The organism is Chitinophaga filiformis (assembly GCF_023100805.1).
Lineage (GTDB): Bacteria > Bacteroidota > Bacteroidia > Chitinophagales > Chitinophagaceae > Chitinophaga > Chitinophaga filiformis_B.
Genome location: NZ_CP095855.1, coordinates 1,820,447 through 1,840,175 on the forward strand (window position 1 = coordinate 1,820,447; position 19,729 = coordinate 1,840,175).

Consider the following 19,729-nt stretch of genomic DNA (forward strand, 5'->3'; position numbering starts at 1 on the left):
ACGGAACAAAATGAATCTTATACGCAAGCATAAAACGATCTGTTGCTGTCTCATGACGGCACTGTTGACCAGCATCACATCCTGCAGTAATTACCTGGATGTAAAACCTCAGGGACAGCTGGACCAGGAGGCTTCCGCCCTGGACCCTGCTACCGCGCAAAAATTGGTGGTAGGTGTGTACAACACTATGTGGGAAGGGGATATGCATGGCTTTGCCTATGTGCAGATGACAAACATTGCCTCTGATGATGCAGATAAAGGCAGTAATCCCGGTGATGATCTGCCTAACTCGGGGGCTATTGACAACCTCACGATGGATGCTTCGGTGAATACGCTGAACAGCATCTGGCGACTTTTCTTCCTGGGTGTTTCACGCGCCAATCAGGCCCTGTCTTCGCTGGAATCAAGTACGCTGGATGCAACAATGAAAAATCAGCTGATAGGAGAAGTGCGTTTCCTGCGGGCTTATTTCTATTTTGACCTGGTGCGTTTCTTTGGAGGCGTGCCTAAAATTGACAGGGTGATCACACCCCAGGAAGCAGGCAGCGCTGCGTTTCAAACCAGGGCCAGTGTCGATGAGATCTATGCTTTGATCATCGAAGACCTTGAATATGCACTGGCTAATGTGGCTACCAAGGGGGCGGCCAATTCAGCGGCTGGCAGGGCCTCAAAGGGGGCTGCCGCCGGTATGCTGGCCAAGGTGATGTTGTACCGTCAGAACTGGCAGCGGGCATTCAGCCTTACAGATTCCATCATCACGCAGAAGGTAGGCGCCTATGGTTTACTGGACAGCTATTTTGAGATCTGGCGTGAAACGGGGGCCAATAGTAAGGAATCCCTGTTTGAGGTACAGACCGGGATCAATTCCGCCTGTGAAGCGGCTATTGCCAACTACGCAGAATGCCAGGCTCCCCGTGCTGGTGGTAAATTTGGATGGGCTGACCTTGGCTGGGGATTTGGTACCCCATCTCAAAGCCTCGTGGACGAGTATGACGATGGCGATCTCAGGGAGGGGGCTACCATTATTTTCATCAATCCGAACGGCACCTTCCTGTGGGATGGTTTCCGCATACCCAGCCGGGACAGTGTGGAAAGTGCACGCTATAATTACAAATCCTATCATAGCCAGGCTGCCGAATCCAACTGCGGTAACAGGGGACGCCTGCCGAAGAACCTGCGTATATTGCGGTATGGAGAGATCCTGCTGATCCATGCAGAAGCAGCGCTGGCTTTAGGTAATCCCGGTGCGGCAATAGCCGATATCAACGCATTACATCCACGTGCCGGCTTAGGCCCTGTCAGCAGCGTGACCAGGGAGTCTATCTGGCATGAAAGGAGAGTGGAACTGGCCATGGAGCATGACCGCTTCTTTGACCTGATGAGGCAGAATGCACTGGCGCCCGGACGGGCAGCAGCAGCGTTTGCCGCTCATGGCAAAACATTTGCGGATAAAAACAGGGTGTTCCCGATTCCACAGCGTCAGATTGACCTGGGAGGTGGCAACCTGAAACAGAACGATGGTTATAATTGATTAATTCGGCTATAAAGATGCGCCCCGTTTTCTACGGGGCGTTTTTTATTGCCAGAATCCCTGGGCCTTGATCTGCTGGGCGCCCAGCCTTTTAAGCAGTTTCCTTACCTGCACCACCATGGGAATATGCCCGGCCACATAGAATGTTGTATCGTGCATGGGAAGGGGCTGTTGCAACAACCAGCGCTCTATGCCCGTAATGTGGTCATACGTGGTCATAATTGGCATATTCAATATTTTGGCGGGTAATGCGTGCTGATGACTGATAAGGGCGTGTAAAGGCTGTTGTGGCCCTTTACGGTGGTACAGGGAAGTGAACTGCCCGATGGCGCTGGCGTCGCCTATCCCTACCAGGTGTGCCGAGGCTGTCGGCTGATGAATGCCGCCTCCGGGGCCAACGTACATCAGGGTTTGCCCGGGCTGCAGTTGCCTGGCCCACCTGCTGCCCTGACCATCGTGGCCAACATCTATGAGCAGGATACCTTGTTTATTGGCGTCATCCCATTGTGCCAGCGTATAGTCGCGCAAGTGAGACTTCGCTGTTTCAACTTTCAGGTGCTGACAACTGCGCCATTTCTCAAAGTGAGGCATGTGTAGTTTAAGGGCGATCAGGTTATCCGTAATATATTCCGCGGCTATAACATGCGCGGTTTTTCCTAACCGCGACATCAGGAATGCCGAGGCTTTTTCTTTCAGGTATGACATAGTACAAAACTAAAGGCGTGTGTGTGGCTGGTATTTATATTATTCCGGGTTAGATAGATACTTTTCCCGGGCATTCTCTCTGAAGGCGGCAGGAGTGAAGCCTGTATGCAGTTTGAAGAAGCGGTTGAAATAAGATACTTCATTGAACTGCAGATGCCAGGCAATTTCTTTAATGCTCTCTTTGGCATGTAACAGCAGGCGTTTCGCTTCGAGTATACGTCGCTCGCTGATGTGTGCAGAAACGGTTTGCCCTGTATGTTGTTTTACCACTTCATTCAGATGATCGGCAGAGACATGCATGGCGCTGGCGTATTGTGCCGGTTTGGTCCACTCAATGAAATGCCTGGACAGTAATTCCCGGTAGCGTATCAGCAGGGCGGGGCCTGCCTGTGCATTGGGCGTGGCATGACGGTGAAAGAGCATGATCAGCAGCGCCAGGTAATGTTGTAACATTGCCACATATTGTGGTAAGCGCGCAGTATATTCTTTTTCCAGCTGGCTGAATAGCTGGATAACGTGCTGCAGGTCTGCTTCCGGCAGGTGAACAGGATCTGTTGGCTCATGCGGCAATACCGTCTGCATCGGCAGCAGGAAATCCGCTGTAAATACGATTACATAACCATCACTCCCATAGCCGTCTATCGCCATTGCCTGGTGTACCTGCCCGGGAATGAGGAGCATCATTTCTCCCGCTTTTATGGTGACCTGCTTAAAGTCCAGCATATGAGTGGTCGTGCCTTCCAGGCAAAGCCCGAGCATGTAGAAATTGTGGCGGTGCAGATGCATCATTCTTTCATCCTTCCCTACGTCAGACGATAGCTTTTCTATCATGAAGGGAATACCTGCCGGGGAAATATTCTCCAACTTGTAAGAAGTGATAAAAGGGATGGGAGCAGACATGATATAATTGTTTCCAGGAATGTAGACGGATGAAAAAGGGATAAATTGTATGGGCGCACAATAAAAAAAATATCTCCAACCCCTTGTTTATTAATTATATTATGAATAAATTTATATGCCTATGCAAAAAAACACATAACCTATGAAATGGATTGAAGAACTTAATGTAATCTACCAAAAGCTGGGAGCTGTTGGTTTTGAAGAAGTCAAAAAAGAGATCTTAAAGGCCCAGATGAGTGGCCATGGAGGAGAAACCTACTACCTCGTTCTGCAACAACTCATTATGATCAAAAAAGACAATGTCAAGATCTACGAACTGATCAAAGGAGAAGTAGAAAGTATCATTCACTTCAGCAAGCACATGATCCACCTGAACTGACCTAGTAGGACAGTTCCTCTTTGAGCCTTGCTGCTTTCCAGTAAATAGGGGCATTTTCCGGAATTTTAAGCACCCATTCCAGGCATTGCTGCTTATCTCTTTCACGGATATAACTTAATGCCATATAGAAAGCGGCATCATAGCGGAAGGGAGAATGACTGTTGAATACTATCTGAAGATCTTTACGCGCTTCCACGAGATTACCCTCGTCTACAAGGCTGACTCCCCTGTAGTAACGGGCTGTTGAATTTAAGGAGTCCCTAACTATTACCTGATTAAGCAGGCCAATCGCTTTATTGAAATGACCATGATTGAAGGCTGCTGCTGCCTGATGCATAAGTAATGCGGTATCCTGTTCTGTTGCCAGATGATTGGAATGTACCATCTCCGTTCCCGAGAACTGACGGTAGATGTCCTTATGCCAGGGGCTGACAAACAACAGGCCCGCCATGCCGGCGCCTATAATTGCCGTTATGATCACGTAGATGCTTACTTTTTTATTAGGGCCATCTTTGGTATGAAACCAGCGTTCCCGCTGGTCGGCGATTATTTCTTCCAGTTCTTCCCTGGTATTGTCCGCGCCTTGCCTGACGTGGGGTGCAGCTAATGCTGCTTCGATGTATTTGATATGCTGTTCGTCAAGGCCTGGGGCGGGCGCTACCGGATGGAAGGACATAGCCTTACCGGGCTCTTTCTGCATGAGGTCCTGCTTCCATTTCAGTTGACAGGCATACAGGAAAAAAGGCTCGAAGTGATTGGTCAGGGTTAATTTATGAAGATGGGCATAGTCGTATATCGCCATCAGCACATCTTCGAATACATTGGCTGCTTCCTTTATATTGCCTCCCCAGCCTGTTACCATATGTTTCACCTTACGGGCGAAGCGCTTGTAAATGGCGTCTACAATGGCAGGGGAGCTGTCTAGCAAACCATCAATATATTCATCGTCATTATTTATTATCCGGCTGGAAACCATAAGTTGCTACGTCTGCTACTTGATATTAAAAGTATTAAATCACTGGTCAATAGACAAAAATAATAATACAATGCCTGTGCCGGAATCTGCGTCGGAACATATAAAAGTGGACAGTTATGTTTTATTTTTCAGTCTATGACCCAAGTTTCATATTTGTATGACAGCAGTGGTCATACATTTTATACTTAAATAAGCATAAACGGGGTAGCTGTTGCCGGAATTTTAATGCATATCAGAAAGCAATAAAATAATACCGGCATCAGCATTGTTCAGGATGGAGGTGGTACACCAGCTTCCTTAATACCTGTTTCAGCGCAGTAGCGTCCTCTTCTCCGATGATGCGGGTATATTCCTCCTGTATTTCCTCGAAGCTTTCTGCCGCACAGATAATCAGTTTTTTACCTTCGTCTGTCAGGGAAATAAGTGATGCCCGGTTATCGCTGGCATGTTTGCAGGTGCTGATATACCCTTCCGCTTCCAGGTTCTTTACCACTTTGCTCATGGCCTGTTTGGTGATACGGGCTTTTTTAGCCAGTTCATTGTTGATGGTACCCTGCGGCTCAATATTCACGATCAGCACAAGGTCTCCCAGTTTGAAGTTGCTGTACCCCTTGTGCTGTAGTTTTGCGGTTATTCTACAGTCCATATCCTTTTTCAACAAGCCTAACAACCTGATAAGACTATGTTGCCGTTGCGCCAGATGCTGCTCTAATTGCTCATCCAGTGAACTGTTCATTGTCAATGATTTTTTGGAGCTATTAAATAAATATCATCAGCGTTCCTGTAACCAGCTGCTTACCCTCTCATTCCTGATCCCAACCTTATAGAGCTGCCAATGGGCAGCAGGTGTGGACTTTCATTTATTGAAAAGAGAGCGTGCAATGCCGAGCTCAAGGCCCCGTAATTCCGCCAGCCCACGCAGGCGGCCTATAGCGCTGTAACCGGGGTTTGTTTTTTTGTGAAGGTCATCCAGCATCTGGTGGCCATGATCGGGACGCATGGGGATAGACACGCTGCGCTTGTGCATAATGGCCAATAAGGCCCTTACTACCGCGTACATGTCCACATCTCCCTCCAGGTGATTGGCCTCGTGGAAGTTGCCAATACTGTCCCTTTGTGTGCTTCTGAGGTGTATAAAATGAATATGTTCACCCAGGCGTTCCACCATACCCGGCAGGTCATTGTCTGCGCGTACGCCATAAGAGCCGGTACAGAAACAAAGGCCGTTAGCCGCATATGGCGCAGCTGCCAGCAGCTCCCTGGCATCCTGCTCCGTGCTGACGATCCTTGGCAGTCCCAGGATAGGGAATGGAGGATCATCGGGATGGATAGCCAGTTTTATGCCCACTTCTTCTGCTACAGGGGCTATTTGCTGCAGGAAGTAGAACAGGTGCAGTTTCAGCTGGGTGGCGTCAATGCCTTTATATTTATCCAGGGCGGCCTGGAATTGCTGTAAGGTAAAGCTCTCCTCAGAACCCGGCAGGCCCGCAATGATATTTCTTTGCAGTAATACTTTTTCAGCATCGGTCATACTGTCAAAGTGTTCTTTTGCCATGGATATTTCTGCAGGATCATAATCATTCTCCGCACCCGGGCGCTGCAACATGAACAGGTCAAAGGCCAGGAACGCGGCTTTTTCAAAACGTAACGCTTTTGAACCATCTGCAACCGTGTAAGCCAGGTCCGTCCTTGTCCAGTCCAGCACCGGCATAAAGTTGTACGTCACAACATAAATACCGCATTGCGCCAGGTTGCGGAGCGACTGCTGGTAATGCTGTATATATTCCTTAAATCGTCCGCTTTGGGTCTTGATATCTTCATGAACAGGAACACTTTCTACTACCGACCAGGTAAGACCGGCAGCTTCGATCATCTCTTTCCGCTTCTGTATTTCATCCACCGTCCAGATCTCTCCGTTGGGAACATGATGTAATGCCGTTACAATACCGGTTGCTCCGGCTTGTTTAATATCGGCAAGGCTCACCGGATCATTCGGTCCGAACCAACGCCATGTCTGTTCCATTCTTAGCATACGCATATCAAGGTTTGAGTCCCAAAAATAGGACTTCCGGAAAATAATTAATGATTTAGTAATAAATGATTTCTTCTGCATCACAAGGCCATCGTCATATTCCTACTCCTTTTTTCATACTGGAATTACGTGTACTCCAACGGTTTATGATGACGCTGTCCCTGTAAAAGTTTTGCAAACCTAAGAAAATCCGGGAAGATGAACCAACCTTCATGAAATGATTGCGAGCATTATATCCATAACATTGGTCTGTGTAGGCCCGGTTTTGATTAGTCCTCCTGCCTTTTCAAAAAAATGATAAGCATCATGCTGTGCAAGATAATGTGTTGCATCCAGGCCCTGCGCTGCAGCGTGGAGCATAAGCTCAGGGTCTGCAACAGCGCCTGCGGCATCTGTAGGGCCGTCGGTACCATCTGTGCCTGCACTCAGAACAGTAATGCCTGCTTGTGCGGCCAGTAACAGGCCTGCTGCAAGTGCGAGGTGCTGATTACGCCCTCCCAGGCCATGCCCGGTCACTGTCACCGTACTTTCGCCGCCCATTAAGATACATGCCGGCCGGCTGCCTTTCCAGCTGCCAGCAGCCGTCACCAGTTCAGCGGCAATAGCAGTGGCCTGCCCCCTGGCGGTAGAGGTCAACACCTGTGTGGCATAACCAAAGCTGATCGCTTTCTGTGCAGCCGCCTCCAATGCAATGGCATTACTGCCGATCAGGAAATTATTTACAGCACTCAATCTCCCATGCCCCGGTTTGGGCGTCTCGCGGATAGTGCCGGCACAACCCTGCCGCAGGTGGTTTTGTATGGCTGCCGGTAACAGTGTTGTCAAATTGTATTTATCCAGTATGGCAACTGCATCAGAAAAAGTGGAAGGATCCGGTACGGTTGGTCCCGAACCGATAACAGACAGATCATCGCCCACCACATCGCTGAGTATCAGGCTGCACCAGGCATTGGTATCTGCCAGTAATGCCAGCTGACCACCTTTCACTGCCGACAGGTGCTTCCGTACAACATTCATTTCATGGATGTCTGCACCGCTTTTCAGCAACAGTTCAAACACCTGCTGCACCTGTACCAGGCTGGCCCCTTCTGGATAATCGGCCAGCAGGGCAGAGGCGCCTCCTGAAAGCAGGAACAATAACACATCAACCGCTTGTACTGATTGCAGCTGCGCTACCATTTGTGCCGTGGCCCTCACGCCATTATCATCCGGCAACGGATGCCCGGCTTCCGCAACATGGATTTGCTGCAACGGTAACGCATGTTCGTATTTGGTGATGACCATGCCCTGCAGCCTGACATGGGGCAATATTGCTTCCAGCGCCTGCGCCATTGCAGCTGCTGCCTTACCTGCACCAAATATCCACACGGGCCTTCCCGCCGGCAATGAGAATGTTTTACCGCATACCGTTAATATGTCATCGCGCAACTGCACATGCTGCTGCATGAGCTGCGATGGTTGAACCGCATGTACCGCAGCGTTGAATATAGAGATGGCGTGTTCCCGCTTTATATTGGTCATAAAACCGAAATTAAAGTAAATACGCGCGTATTTCAATAGAAAAGGTCCCGCATGTGCAGGACCTTTTTTAACAACAGGATATGGGTTGATCTATTTGACAGGAGCATACTCGATCTCCGGTGAATACTGATCGCCACGGTTGGTGACCCGCAGTTTGTAGATGCGGCCATTACCGTCTTTGATCACATAAAATACATCCTTGTGAACGGTGTATACGCCATTCCATAAAAGCCGCCAGGAGGTGCCGATGGCTATCTGGGAACTGCTGAATGCCAGGCCTGCCAGATCGGTCCTGGCGAACGATGCAAATGAACGGGTATTGGTTGATACCTGTGCCACTGTTACGTTCCTGTTCTGTATCAAAACGTTCGACTGGAAACTTGATACGTCTTCACCACTGGAAGCCTTCCCGTTGACAGGCAGCCAGGTGAGTGCAATATCCCATTGCTTCTTCTCGGGTTCTATCGTTGTCAGTCCTTCGTTAAGCGATACATAGCTGAAGAAGTACCTGTCATTTTTAGGAATATTGATGGTCTTATAACTTGTTGCAGTTATATCCGCATACTGTAAAGTGTAGCCACCGGAATTATTACGCAGTACCCGGATCTTTTGCCATGGTCTCCTACCGTTTGTCGTACCTGTGTTCCAGCCGCGGTTAACGATGTATACATTGTTGTCGGCAGCGTTGGCAGATACCGCAGTGATGGCAGTTTTTGTCAGGTCGCCGCCGGCATCGTCAAATGCAGCCGAAGAAGGTGCAAAATAATACGGGGCTTCACTGAATATAAGATCTTCTGCCTGCGCCAGGTCTACGGTATCTTTAGCTGTTACTGCATTCAGGTCGTTCTTGTTCAGTCGCTTTACCAGCATACCTGCAGATGAATTAAGTATCACCCTGAAATCGTCGCCTCCGGAATAGAAACCAAAGTCCCATTTGGTAGGCGCAACTGCTTGCTGTTTGTTTTCACTCAGGTCTACAAACACTTTGTTAACCCCATAACTACCCGTGTTGAGGTTCATCTTCATCAATGAATCGAGGGACTGCTTCTCCAGGAACCGTAGCACGTGTACAGCATCATTGCCGATCCTGACAGGCGTATCTACAGCGGTGATGCGGAAATCTATTCCATCGCCTTCTTTAAACAGTTTGTCTGCCGGCACATTTACCACAAAGCTGGATGCACTTGTGCCTGCGGCTATATTTATTTTCAGCTTTCCTAAGTCTGCCGCCGGTATCGTTGTATAGTCCTTGCCATATTCGATGGACTTGTTACTAAATTCAATCGTAACAGTGATCTGTTTTTTTGCAGGCTTGTCCAGTTTCAGCGCTACAGTCGCTGTGTTTATCTCATCAGCGATCTCCTGCCCGCGGCTGCTGAAAGCAAGGTAGTTCGCTACTATTGCGGAGTCTCCCGGCAGGGAATCTCCCGGCTGATGAGAAGAGTCGGGCGGATTAGGCAGATTGGGCCTGTCGGGGATAATGTCAGTCTCTTTCTTGCTGCATGAAGCGATCAGGTATATTACAGTCAGTAATAATAATGCTCTTAATGTTGTTGTACGCATAAGTCTAAAGGAATTAAACATGATTTCTGCAGTTAAGACAGCAGGTTTTGAAAAACTCCTATGCGCGTCAAAAAAAATAATGCGGCACTACAACTCAGAAGCTTAATTTATAATTGAAATAGGGGTTAAATCTGAATAGCTGTTCCTGATATAGGGGCATCGTATAATTGCGGGAAGTGGTGGCAACCGTTGTCATATACTGTTCATGCGATTGCATGATGGCATGAACGCCACTGCCTACCGCGTGTTTGAACCGGCCACGGGTAGGAATACGATAACTGGCATTCAGGTTCATCCTGTTATAAACAGTTCCCCTGAAAGGTACAGCGCCCATATTGGAGCCGGAGAAGCTTTCTTGCGGTTTGAAAGAGATCAATGCAGGTAATGTGATGAAATCGCCGGTATGAAAATGCCAGAGGAGGCTTATTTCAAGGTCTTTAAGCGCTTGGTATCCAAACAGTACATTAATGTTGTGGCGCCTGTCATAGCGGTAGGGCAGTTTTTCGCCCTTATTTAAACTGTCCGACCTGCGCCAGCTCCAGGACAGGGTATACGACAGGAGCATCTTCCATTTGTTAAATCTTTTTTCAATGGCAGCTTCCGCACCATAACTCCAGCCAGTACCTGTAACAATGCTTTTTTCAGTGCTGTCCGTGGTATAGAGAATATTGCTCTTTCCTGCGAACATCGCCAGGTTGCGGATCTTTTTATAATAAACGTCTGCAGTGATATTCAGCGATTGCTTGTCTTTATATTCATAACCGATATTGACCATCCTGTTCTCTGCCGGTTGCAGTCTTTCATTTGCAGGAAGCCACAATTCCCTGTCAATGCCTGTGTAAGGGCTTGTGATCATGTGCAGTAGCTGCCCGATATGTGTATATGCTACGTTGATCCTTTGTCGTTTATCGATCACAAAACTGGAAAAGATCCTGGGTTGAAAGGAGTGGTAATGAAATGTGTTTTGCCTGTACTCATTGAAATGTACACCGGCCCTGAGCAGCCATCTGTTGCCGGCCCTGAAGGCACTTTCATAATACAACATAATATCAGAGAAAGGAAGAGATGCGCTGTTGCTGAAATCATCAGCATCTTCTTTAAGGTCGCTGTCAAGCAGTGTACGGTAATGTTGTATGCTTGTATGTTCAAGTCGTCCTCCGAAAAAATGCTGCAGATGATCATTGGTGGTGATCTCAATATCTGTTTTACCCTCATATCGTTTACCGGATGAATAGTTGTTCAGGGAGGCGCGTTCAAAGAGGCCACCGCTGCCTCCTTCAAAAGGAGGTGTATACATGATGGACATGTAGTTATTATAGCTGCTATAGTTAAAGGCAGTATTCGCAAATACGCGCTTACCGATGATGCTGTTCCAGTTCACGGTTGTCAGCGTATTATTCCAGCGATGCAGGTACTGGCTGTTGTCTTGTGTCAGTTCCAGCCTGTCATTACCTATGTAACTGCTGATCATCAGTTTATTTTGCCTGTTAAGGAGATGGGTCAGCTTCAGGTGTACATCACCGAAATTGGCATCGTAAGTGAATATATCGTGGTAAACCGACTCGCCTAAACTCTGCCTGGCAGATACCATCATGGCAGTACGTTGCTGCTTCAGCGGCCCTTCAAGGGCAAAGGCCAGGGAGCTAAGCCCCAAATCTGCTTCCCCGCTCCAGTGTTCCATATTACCTTCCTTTGTGTTGATGGCAGTTATGGAAGAAAGCCCGCCGCTGAAACGGCTGGGAAAGTCATTCTTATACTGCAGTACTGACTTGATGCTGGTATTGCCCAATATGGAAACCTCTCCCAGTAAGTGCGCGGGGTTAAACACAGGATTGCCGTCCAGGAGGAACATACTTTGTCCCGGATCACCTCCGCGTACCAGCAGCTTACCACCGGATTCCTGGCTTTCCGTATTGCCTGGCAACAGGTACATAGACCTGACAGGATCTGTTTCTCCCAGCATATTGCTGTACATGCCTCCCTTGTACCTGTCCAGCTTTACAGCTGCATCCCTGCGGGGAAGGTTACCTGCATCGACCTGTACTTCCGGAAGCAGTACGGGCGAGAGCACCAGGTTCATGGCCGTGTTTTGCTGCAGGTCCACCGCTACGGTTTTGGAAGAGGTGCCTGAAAAGGAGATCGTTAGTATGTATTGGCCAGGCGGCAGGTTCAGGCTATAAAAGCCATGTACGTTCGACTGGATGGTACGGTTGCCGGGCATGATGGTGATGGATGCAAAGGGGAGGGGTTCCAGTCCGCTTTCCTGCTGGATATAACCGTACAGCAGGTATTTTTCCAGCAGGTAGCCGTCGGGGAGAGGAATGTTGCTTTTGCCAATAATGATCTTATTATTTCTTTCGGCAACGGTAACGTACTGGCCAGCCAGGATTTTATCGAGTACAGCACCCAGTGTGGTTCTTCCTGCCGCGAGGTTGTGTTTTTTAGTGGTATCCAGGCTGGAGGGTGAGAACTCAATGGCAACACCGCAATAGCCGGATAGCTCGCGAAGTATGGCTGCAGTTTTGCCGGAGGTGGCCCGGCAATAAAACTTCGTCTTTAAGAGGCTGCCCTGTGCCGCGCTTTCTGATAGTATAAAGCAGCCGGCCAGGGCAAGGATAAAACGGGATATAGGCATTGCAGAAAAGGATAGTGGATGTTTATTGTGACTGATAGAATATAATGGTGTCGTTTTGCTTGCGGTAATTCACATTGATCAGCAGTTTGATTTCCTCCAGTACCTGGTCCAAGGGCTGGTGTTCGAACCTGGCAGTTATTGTGGATAACCCGGGTTGTCTTGTCAGTACGCTGTCTGCCTTTATATGCAGGTTGTAATAGTCGGCAAGGGTTATCACCACGTCTGCAAAGGGGGTATTGTCAAACTGTAGGATGCCCGTTTGCCAGGAGAGGTAATTGGAATCTCTGACAGGAACAATGTTAATTCCCTTTTCATTCAAAACGGCATCCTGCTGTGCTGTTACCACATGCTGGCCGGCATGCTGGTCTTTGCCGCTAAAAAGCACTTTCCCGCTGACTACGACCAGCCGGTCCTGGTGTGCATTGCTGGTAATGGTAAAGGAGGTACCCAAGACCTCGATAGTGGCGCGGGCCGTTTGGATCCGGAAGGGATGACCGGTTTCCTGTTGCACGTCAAAATAAGATTCCCCGGTAACCGTAACCGCCCTTTCTTTTGGATCGAATGCTTTTGGGTAGCGGATGGAGGCACCCTCTCTTAATATCACCAGGGAGCCGTCGGGAAGCGTTACCCGCTGGCTGCCTTTACCTGCTGCCGCAATTTTTAAGACGGTCTTATCCTGCTGCTGATAGAACATCCAGCCGGCAAGAGCAAGCACGCCCACCACACAGGCCGCCAGCGCCAGTCGCATATAACGGATCCTGGCGCTTTTCGCAGATGTGCCATGATGCAGGGAACTGTCCAGCTTTTCCCATGCCCTGGCGGTATCAAAGGCGGGCTGTCCGAGCACCTGGCCCGATTCCTTCCATAAGCTGACCATCTGCTGATAAGCTTTTTTATGCTCCTCACTGCCCGCTATCCAGGCCTGCAGTGTTTCTTCCTCAGCGCTGGTCTGAATGGCGCGCAGATGCTTTATAATGATGAAGGCGATATGTTCAGGTATCTGTATCATAAGTTATCCCCGATATAAGACAAGACTTTTCTAAAAACTCCTATTGTCTTGTAAGAAAAAATGAAAAAAAAGGTAGTATCCAGATCTTAGCCTTTTGTGCAAAGGCTTTCAGCAGTTTCATGGCCTTCCAGGTCTGGTTGTTGACGGTATTGACAGAAATACCAAGATTGTCTGCAATTTCCTGGTTGCTGAGATGACCGGAGCGGCTCAACAGGAATACTTCCCTGCATTTGGGCGGAAGCTGGTCAATGCCGTTCTTAAGCAGTTCGCGGTATGCCTGCAGGTTGTCTTCTGTTGCGCCATCTGCTGTGTCCCAGCTGATTGCTGTATCTTCTTCGTTATGCCAGTCGGTGTTGGATACGGGGGAACGTTTCTTTTGTTCCAGGAAATTAAAACAACTGTTCCTCACCGCCTGATACAGGTAGGCCCTGATCTTCGGAGATGAAATAACCTCCTGGTGTTTTTCCCAGATACGGGTAAATACTTCCTGGACGATATCTTCACTACCATCCCTGTCGGTTATGAGGTGAAATGCATACTTGCAAAGAGGGTCATAGAATTCCTGGAATAGTTGGCGAAACTGTGTATAAAGATCCTGGCGATCCACATGAAATGTTTTTTGTAATAAACGGACTGGCTTATGCAGAGTATGTTATAACATACACTCTATTCAGGCAGTACAGAGAGCATAATATTAGAAAAATAATCTGATATGAGGGCTGCGGGGAAAGTTAAATAAGGCTACGGACAGGTATGCCGGAAGCAGGCGCAAGGTATACAGGGCGTTGGCTTAATCGGTCAATATCACTGCCAGGGCAGTTTCAGTATCAGCAGAAGCGTGAGGTATCAGCGTGGCAGCAAGGTGATATTGTCAGCGGGCATTACGCTTTTGTTGCTTCTTATCCAGCCGGGCTTCCATTTGTTCTTTCTTCTTCATTTCCCAGTCATTCCATTTCTTGAACTGCTCGGGCGTCAGCACTGATTTAAAACGCTGGCTGCGTTCTTCATTCAATGCTTTCATCTGCTGCATCTTATCTTTTTTGGAAAGCGTGGTGTTGTGTTTGAGCGCTTCCATACGACGGGTTATATCAGTATTGATCGTATGAATATCTTTGTCCTGCTGACTGGAAAGATTTAACCGCCGGTCAAGTTTATCGCTCATTTTATTAGCACGATCTTCGGGTGTAAAGCGTACCTTTTTTGTTGTCGTGGAGTCTCCCTGCTGTGCCATGCCGGTGCCGCTGAGAGCCAGTAACAGACAAACCAGCAGCCCGCTGATACGGATCATATTTCTTCTCATAAAAAAGGAATTGTTCTCTCCTTAAATATAGGTAATTACTGCAATATTAATACCAATCATCAAAAAACTAATCAAATATGCGGACACCACATTAATCATTTGTTACTTTTAAGGATCAGCAGGTATTATCGCCTTGGTGGCCCCTTCTGGTATTCAGGATACTATGAAACCAAAATCTAAATAGTCAAACAACAGCAAATGAGTAAAATCTTTTCGTCGCGTAAGCGGCTTTCCCGTCTGTGTCTCTTGCTGGGCGGCCTGCTTGCAGGCAGTTATGCCCGTGCGCAGGAGACCTTTCCTGTGAATGGAGTGGCCGACAACAGAGAAGGCTGTTATGCCTTTGTCAAAGCTACTATTGTAAAAAACGCAGGTACTGTTCTTAACAACGCTACCCTGGTGATACGCAATGGCCGTATCGTAAGTGTCGGTAATGGCCCTGTACCCAAAGACGCCGTGGTAATTGATTGTGAAGGTAAATATATCTATCCCTCTTTTGTAGACCTGTATAGCGATTACGGAACCTCTTCCGCAAAGAAAGCCACAGGTGGTTACAGAAGCGATGTTCAGTTCCTTTCTGCCACAAAAGGCGCCTATGGATGGAACCAGGCTATCAAAAGTGAAGTGAATGCAGCCAGCGTTTTTACGACAGATGGTACAGCGGCAGAATCACTCAGGAATGCGGGCTTTGGCGCCGTCCTCTCTCATCAGCAGGATGGTATAGCCCGTGGTACCGGTGTGCTGGTAACGCTGGCAGACGAGCGTGATAATAAAGTGTTGATAAAAGAAAAGGCCAGCGCGCATTATTCTTTCGACAAAGGCAGTTCTACACAGAACTATCCCAGTTCTTTAATGGGCAGTATCGCCCTGTTACGGCAAACATATCTCGACGCGCAATGGTATCAGTCACATCCTGCTAAAGAAGGCACTAACCTTACATTGCAGGCCTGGAATGACAACCGTGCTTTACCTCAGATATTTGAAGTAACAGATAAATGGGATGTATTGCGTGCCGATAAAATAGGAGATGAATTTGGCGTACAATATATCATCAAGGCCGGTGGTAATGAATACCAGCGTATACCTGAAATGATCGCTACCAAAGCATCGTTTATCCTGCCCCTGAACTTTCCTCAGCCTATAGATGTGGAAGACCCTAACGATGCGCGCTTCGTGGCCCTGAGTGAGATGAAACACTGGGAGCTGGCACCGACAGAAGCAGCTGCTTTTGAAAAGGCAAATATACCATTCTGCTTTACTGCTGCCGGACTGAAAGATGTAAAACAGTTGCTCGCAGCTGTGAGAAAATCTATTGAATATGGTCTCAGTGAACAAAAGGCATTGGAGGCATTAACGCTTTCGCCTGCACGTATCATTAAGGCCGACGACCAGGTAGGCTCACTGGAGCCAGGTAAACTGGCTAACTTCCTGCTAACATCCGGTACCATCTTTAACGAAAATACGGTGTTGTTCCAGAACTGGGTACAAGGGAAAAAATATGTTGTAAAAGATGAAGGCTGGAAAGATGTACGCGGCACTTATACTCTCACTGTCAATCCCGGCAATGCCGAATATACCCTCCTGTTAAAAGGAACTGCTGCCACGCCGGCATTGTCGCTCGTACAGCAGGATACCTTAGCCGGTACCCTTACTATAAATGGCCAGCTGGTAAAACTGGCCTTCCCCCTGAAAAAAGGCGGTGCTCAGTTACGTCTGAGCGGCGTAACCGGTGCGGGAGAATGGACAGGTACAGGCGTGGATACCAGTGGAAAATGGGTAAAATGGAGCGCTGTATTCAATGCGGCATATACCAAACAGGATTCAGCTAAAACAAAAACCGCTCCGCAGATCGGTAATATCTATTTCCCTTTCAATGGTTATGGATGGGAAGCATTGCCTAAACAACAGGACCTGCTGATAAAGAATGCAACTGTCTGGACAAACGAGAAAGATGGTAAACTGGAAAATACAGATGTATTGGTACGCAACGGTAAGATTGCCCAGATCGGAAAGAACCTGCCTGCCGGCAATGCCCGCGTTATTGATGGTACTGGTAAACATCTTACACCCGGTATCATTGACGAGCATTCCCATATCGCTATTTCCAGGGGCGTAAATGAAGGTACACAGTCAGTAACTTCAGAAGTCCGCATTGCCGATGTGGTAAATCCTGATGATGTGAACATCTACAGGCAATTGAGCGGAGGCGTAACTGCGTCTCACCTGCTGCACGGGTCGGCTAATACTATCGGCGGGCAAAGCCAGCTGATCAAATTACGTTGGGGGGCTGATGCAGAAGCGCTGAAGTTCGAAGGCGCAGATCAGTTCATCAAATTTGCATTGGGTGAGAATGTGAAACAGTCCAACTGGGGCGACCGCCAGCGCGAGCGTTTCCCTCAGACGCGTATGGGGGTAGAGCAGGTGCTGACAGATGCCTTTACCCGTGCACGCGATTATGAAAAGGCCGGTCCTGGTAAGCGCCGCGACCTTGAGCTGGACGCGCTTGTAGAGATACTGAACAGTAAACGCTTTATTACCTGCCACTCTTATGTACAGAGCGAGATCAACATGCTGATGCACGTAGCAGATAGTTTCCATTTCCATGTGAACACCTTCACCCATATCCTGGAAGGGTACAAGGTGGCTGATAAAATGAAACAGCATGGCGCGGGCGCCGGTACCTTTGCGGACTGGTGGGCATATAAGATGGAAGTACAGGATGCCATTCCATACAATGCTACAATCATGCAACGTGTAGGGGTGAATGTTGCTATCAATTCTGATGATGCTGAAATGGCCCGCAGGCTGAACCAGGAAGCAGCGAAAAGCATTAAATACGGCGATATGACCGAAGAGGAAGCCCTGAAACTGGTGACCCTCAACCCGGCAAAGCTCCTGCATGTAGACGCCCGTGTGGGTAGTATCAAGGCCGGTAAAGACGCCGACCTGGTACTCTGGAGCGATAACCCGCTCAGCATTTATGCAAAGGCTGACAAGACCCTGGTAGATGGTGTTGTGTATTTCGACAGAGAGAAAGACCTGGAACTGCGTCAGCGTATCAGCACTGAGCGCAACCGCCTGGTGCTGAAAATGCTGGGAGAGAAAAAGAAAGGTACACCTACCCAGAAGGCCTCGACTACACTGGAAGAAATGTACCATTGTGAAGACCTGCAGGGCGGCCATCAGCAACGCCTGACAGATGGAAACAACGAATTGTAATTGCCGGACGCATCAACTAAACATCATGAAACGGATCATCTTAACATATATCACCGCGCTTTCCTGTACGGCTGCATTGGCCCAGGAAACAATCTATCCTGCCCCGCCGCAGGGAAAGACCATTTACATCATCAATGCCACTATCCATGTTGGTAACGGACAGGTGCTTGAAAACGGCGCATTGACCTTTTCCAATGGTAAGATCACTGCCGTGGGCAATAATCTGCCCGCTCCGGGCGCCGATGGGACCATTATGGACCTGAAAGGGCAACATGTATATCCTGGCGTTATTTCACCACTCACGAACCTGGGTCTGACCGAGGTAGAAGCTGTAAGAGCTACCAACGACTATACCGAGGTGGGGGAGATCAACCCTTCTGTACGTTCACTGGTAGCCTATAATACTGATTCTAAAGTGATCAATACCCTCCGTTCCAATGGTATCCTGCTGGCACAGGTAACGCCTGAAGGAGGAATGATACCCGGTTCTTCTTCTGTAGTGCAGCTCGACGCATGGAACTGGGAAGATGCCGCTTATAGGAAAGATGGGGCCATTCATTTCTATATGCCCAGCCTCCTGCCACCGCCATCCATGCCGGGACGTTTTTTCACCGTTACGAAAGACAGGGCAGAAGAATTTGCAGAACAGACAGGTAAGGTGCGTGCCTTTCTGAATGAGGCAAAAGCTTATCTGCAGGAAGACAAACATACCGCAGTTAACCTCAAGTTTGAAGCCGTAAAAGGGCTGTTCACCAAAGAACAGAAACTATTCGTTCACTGCAACCTGGTGAAGGAAATGCTGGTAGCTGTTGACTTTGCAAAGGAGTTCGGGATCGATGTGGTGATTGCCGGAGGAGCAGATTCCTGGATCATTGCGGATGTTCTGAAACAGAACAATATCGCCGTTGTGCTCACACAGCCACATAGCCTGCCGCTGACGCCAGACGATGATGTGGACCAGCCTTATAAAACAGCCGCTCAGTTACAGCAGGCGGGAGTATTGTTCTGCCTGAGCAATGAGGGGTTCTGGCAACAGCGTAACCTGCCCTTTGAAGCAGGCACGGCCAGTACCTATGGGCTTACGAAGGAACAGGCGCTGACCGCCGTGACCTTAAATACAGCCCGCATCCTGGGTATTGATAAAAACACCGGTTCCCTGGAAACAGGCAAGGACGCCAATATCGTTATCAGTACCGGCGACCTGCTGGATATGCGCAGCAGCATAGTCACCCATGCCTTTATCCAGGGCAGGAAGATCAACCTGGACAATAAACAGAAACAGCTGTACGAGCGTTATAAACATAAGTACGGACTGAAGTAAGGAATCAGAAAATAGCTGAAAAGCAGGGTGTTGTACTAACAATACCCTGCTTTTTTTTTAGTTATGGCATGAAATTTATTGTTTCATAGCAAACACATTAAGAAATGGGAGCAATCCTCAAAAGAGAAGATGCTATCCGGAAGGTTTCCGACCTGATCAATGAAGTACGGGTATGCATGTTCACCACCATAGACGATCATGGACATGTCATTTCCAGGCCTATGGCCACTGTCGATGTGGATAAGGATGGAAATGTATGGTTCTTTTCCAATGAATATTCGGGCAAGGTTACCCAGATCTCGGAGAACAATGAGCTCAACCTGATCTATTCCCATCCGGGGCACAACACCTACCTGAATATCTTCGGTATTGGTTCTATCATCATTGATAAAGAGAAAATGAAGCAATTATGGACACCGGCAGTGGAGGTATGGTTTCCTGAGGGTATTGACGACCCCAGGTTATGCCTGCTGAAAGTGGATACGAAACAGGCCTGGTACTGGGACAATTCATCCAGCAAGATGGTGATCTTCTTTAATATGCTGACCTCGATCATCAGGGGTAAAAGGTATGAGGAAGGAGAACATGGGGAATTGGATATAGAGTAGTATAATACGTTACAGGTCCAACGGAAAAGATAT

At 48.3% G+C, this 19,729-nt stretch carries 16 protein-coding genes; 5 read left to right on the plus strand and 11 right to left on the minus strand.

All coding sequences use genetic code 11. The annotated features are described in order from the left end of the window. The first annotated feature begins 10 nt into the window (after positions 1-10). Positions 11-1,531 (plus strand): RagB/SusD family nutrient uptake outer membrane protein, encoded by a 1,521-nt coding sequence (locus MYF79_RS07495; protein WP_247813259.1) that lies wholly within the window; start codon positions 11-13, stop codon positions 1,529-1,531. Positions 1,532-1,576: 45 nt separating this feature from the next. On the opposite strand, the gene MYF79_RS07500 is transcribed toward MYF79_RS07495, so the two are convergent. After that, the gene (locus tag MYF79_RS07500; protein ID WP_247813260.1) at positions 1,577-2,236 is read right to left on the minus strand and encodes a siderophore-interacting protein; all 660 of its coding nucleotides are present in this window, start codon (positions 2,234-2,236) and stop codon (positions 1,577-1,579) included. 39 nt (positions 2,237-2,275) lie between these two features. Continuing rightward, entirely contained in the window at positions 2,276-3,136 is an 861-nt protein-coding gene (locus tag MYF79_RS07505; RefSeq protein ID WP_247813261.1) for a helix-turn-helix domain-containing protein, read from the minus strand. Between the two features lie 142 nt (positions 3,137-3,278). On the opposite strand from MYF79_RS07505, the gene MYF79_RS07510 reads away from it, so the two are divergent. Beyond that, a complete protein-coding gene (locus tag MYF79_RS07510; RefSeq protein WP_149695242.1) occupies positions 3,279-3,515 on the plus strand; it encodes a hypothetical protein in 237 nt (78 codons plus the stop codon). A gap of 1 nt (position 3,516) precedes the next feature. Here MYF79_RS07510 and MYF79_RS07515 read toward each other — a convergent pair whose 3' ends face one another. The 9 genes from MYF79_RS07515 to MYF79_RS07555 all read right to left on the minus strand — a co-directional run bounded on the left by MYF79_RS07515 (position 3,517) and on the right by MYF79_RS07555 (position 14,551). Continuing rightward, positions 3,517-4,443 carry a tetratricopeptide repeat protein gene (locus MYF79_RS07515; RefSeq protein WP_247813262.1) on the minus strand — a complete coding sequence of 309 codons (927 nt, stop codon included), beginning with the start codon at positions 4,441-4,443 and terminating at the stop codon, positions 3,517-3,519. Between the two features lie 307 nt (positions 4,444-4,750). Next, positions 4,751-5,227, minus strand: coding sequence for a MarR family winged helix-turn-helix transcriptional regulator (locus MYF79_RS07520; RefSeq protein WP_247813263.1), 477 nt, complete (start codon positions 5,225-5,227; stop codon positions 4,751-4,753). A gap of 120 nt (positions 5,228-5,347) precedes the next feature. After that, positions 5,348-6,523, minus strand: coding sequence for a mannonate dehydratase (gene uxuA / locus MYF79_RS07525; protein ID WP_317233108.1), 1,176 nt, complete (start codon positions 6,521-6,523; stop codon positions 5,348-5,350). Between the two features lie 210 nt (positions 6,524-6,733). Beyond that, complete coding sequence (locus MYF79_RS07530; protein ID WP_247813264.1) at positions 6,734-8,044, minus strand: glycerate kinase; 1,311 nt, start codon at positions 8,042-8,044, stop codon at positions 6,734-6,736. A 90-nt stretch (positions 8,045-8,134) separates the two neighbouring features. Beyond that, the gene (locus MYF79_RS07535; RefSeq protein WP_247813265.1) at positions 8,135-9,607 is read right to left on the minus strand and encodes an HmuY family protein; all 1,473 of its coding nucleotides are present in this window, start codon (positions 9,605-9,607) and stop codon (positions 8,135-8,137) included. A 94-nt stretch (positions 9,608-9,701) separates the two neighbouring features. Continuing rightward, complete coding sequence (locus MYF79_RS07540) at positions 9,702-12,242, minus strand: TonB-dependent receptor (protein WP_247813266.1); 2,541 nt, start codon at positions 12,240-12,242, stop codon at positions 9,702-9,704. Positions 12,243-12,264: 22 nt separating this feature from the next. Further along, complete coding sequence (locus tag MYF79_RS07545) at positions 12,265-13,251, minus strand: FecR family protein (RefSeq protein ID WP_247813267.1); 987 nt, start codon at positions 13,249-13,251, stop codon at positions 12,265-12,267. 40 nt (positions 13,252-13,291) lie between these two features. Then, entirely contained in the window at positions 13,292-13,858 is a 567-nt protein-coding gene (locus tag MYF79_RS07550) for an RNA polymerase sigma-70 factor (protein WP_247813268.1), read from the minus strand. 264 nt (positions 13,859-14,122) lie between these two features. Then, a complete protein-coding gene (locus tag MYF79_RS07555; RefSeq protein ID WP_247813269.1) occupies positions 14,123-14,551 on the minus strand; it encodes a hypothetical protein in 429 nt (142 codons plus the stop codon). A 198-nt stretch (positions 14,552-14,749) separates the two neighbouring features. Between MYF79_RS07555 and MYF79_RS07560 the strand changes: the two genes are divergently transcribed. The 3 genes from MYF79_RS07560 to MYF79_RS07570 all read left to right on the plus strand — a co-directional run bounded on the left by MYF79_RS07560 (position 14,750) and on the right by MYF79_RS07570 (position 19,696). Further along, the gene (locus MYF79_RS07560) at positions 14,750-17,767 is read left to right on the plus strand and encodes an amidohydrolase family protein (RefSeq protein ID WP_247813270.1); all 3,018 of its coding nucleotides are present in this window, start codon (positions 14,750-14,752) and stop codon (positions 17,765-17,767) included. A gap of 25 nt (positions 17,768-17,792) precedes the next feature. Next, positions 17,793-19,088: an amidohydrolase family protein gene (locus tag MYF79_RS07565; protein ID WP_247813271.1), complete on the plus strand. Its 1,296-nt coding sequence runs from the start codon at positions 17,793-17,795 to the stop codon at positions 19,086-19,088. A gap of 104 nt (positions 19,089-19,192) precedes the next feature. Beyond that, entirely contained in the window at positions 19,193-19,696 is a 504-nt protein-coding gene (locus tag MYF79_RS07570) for a pyridoxamine 5'-phosphate oxidase family protein (RefSeq protein ID WP_247813272.1), read from the plus strand. Positions 19,697-19,729: the final 33 nt, after the last annotated feature.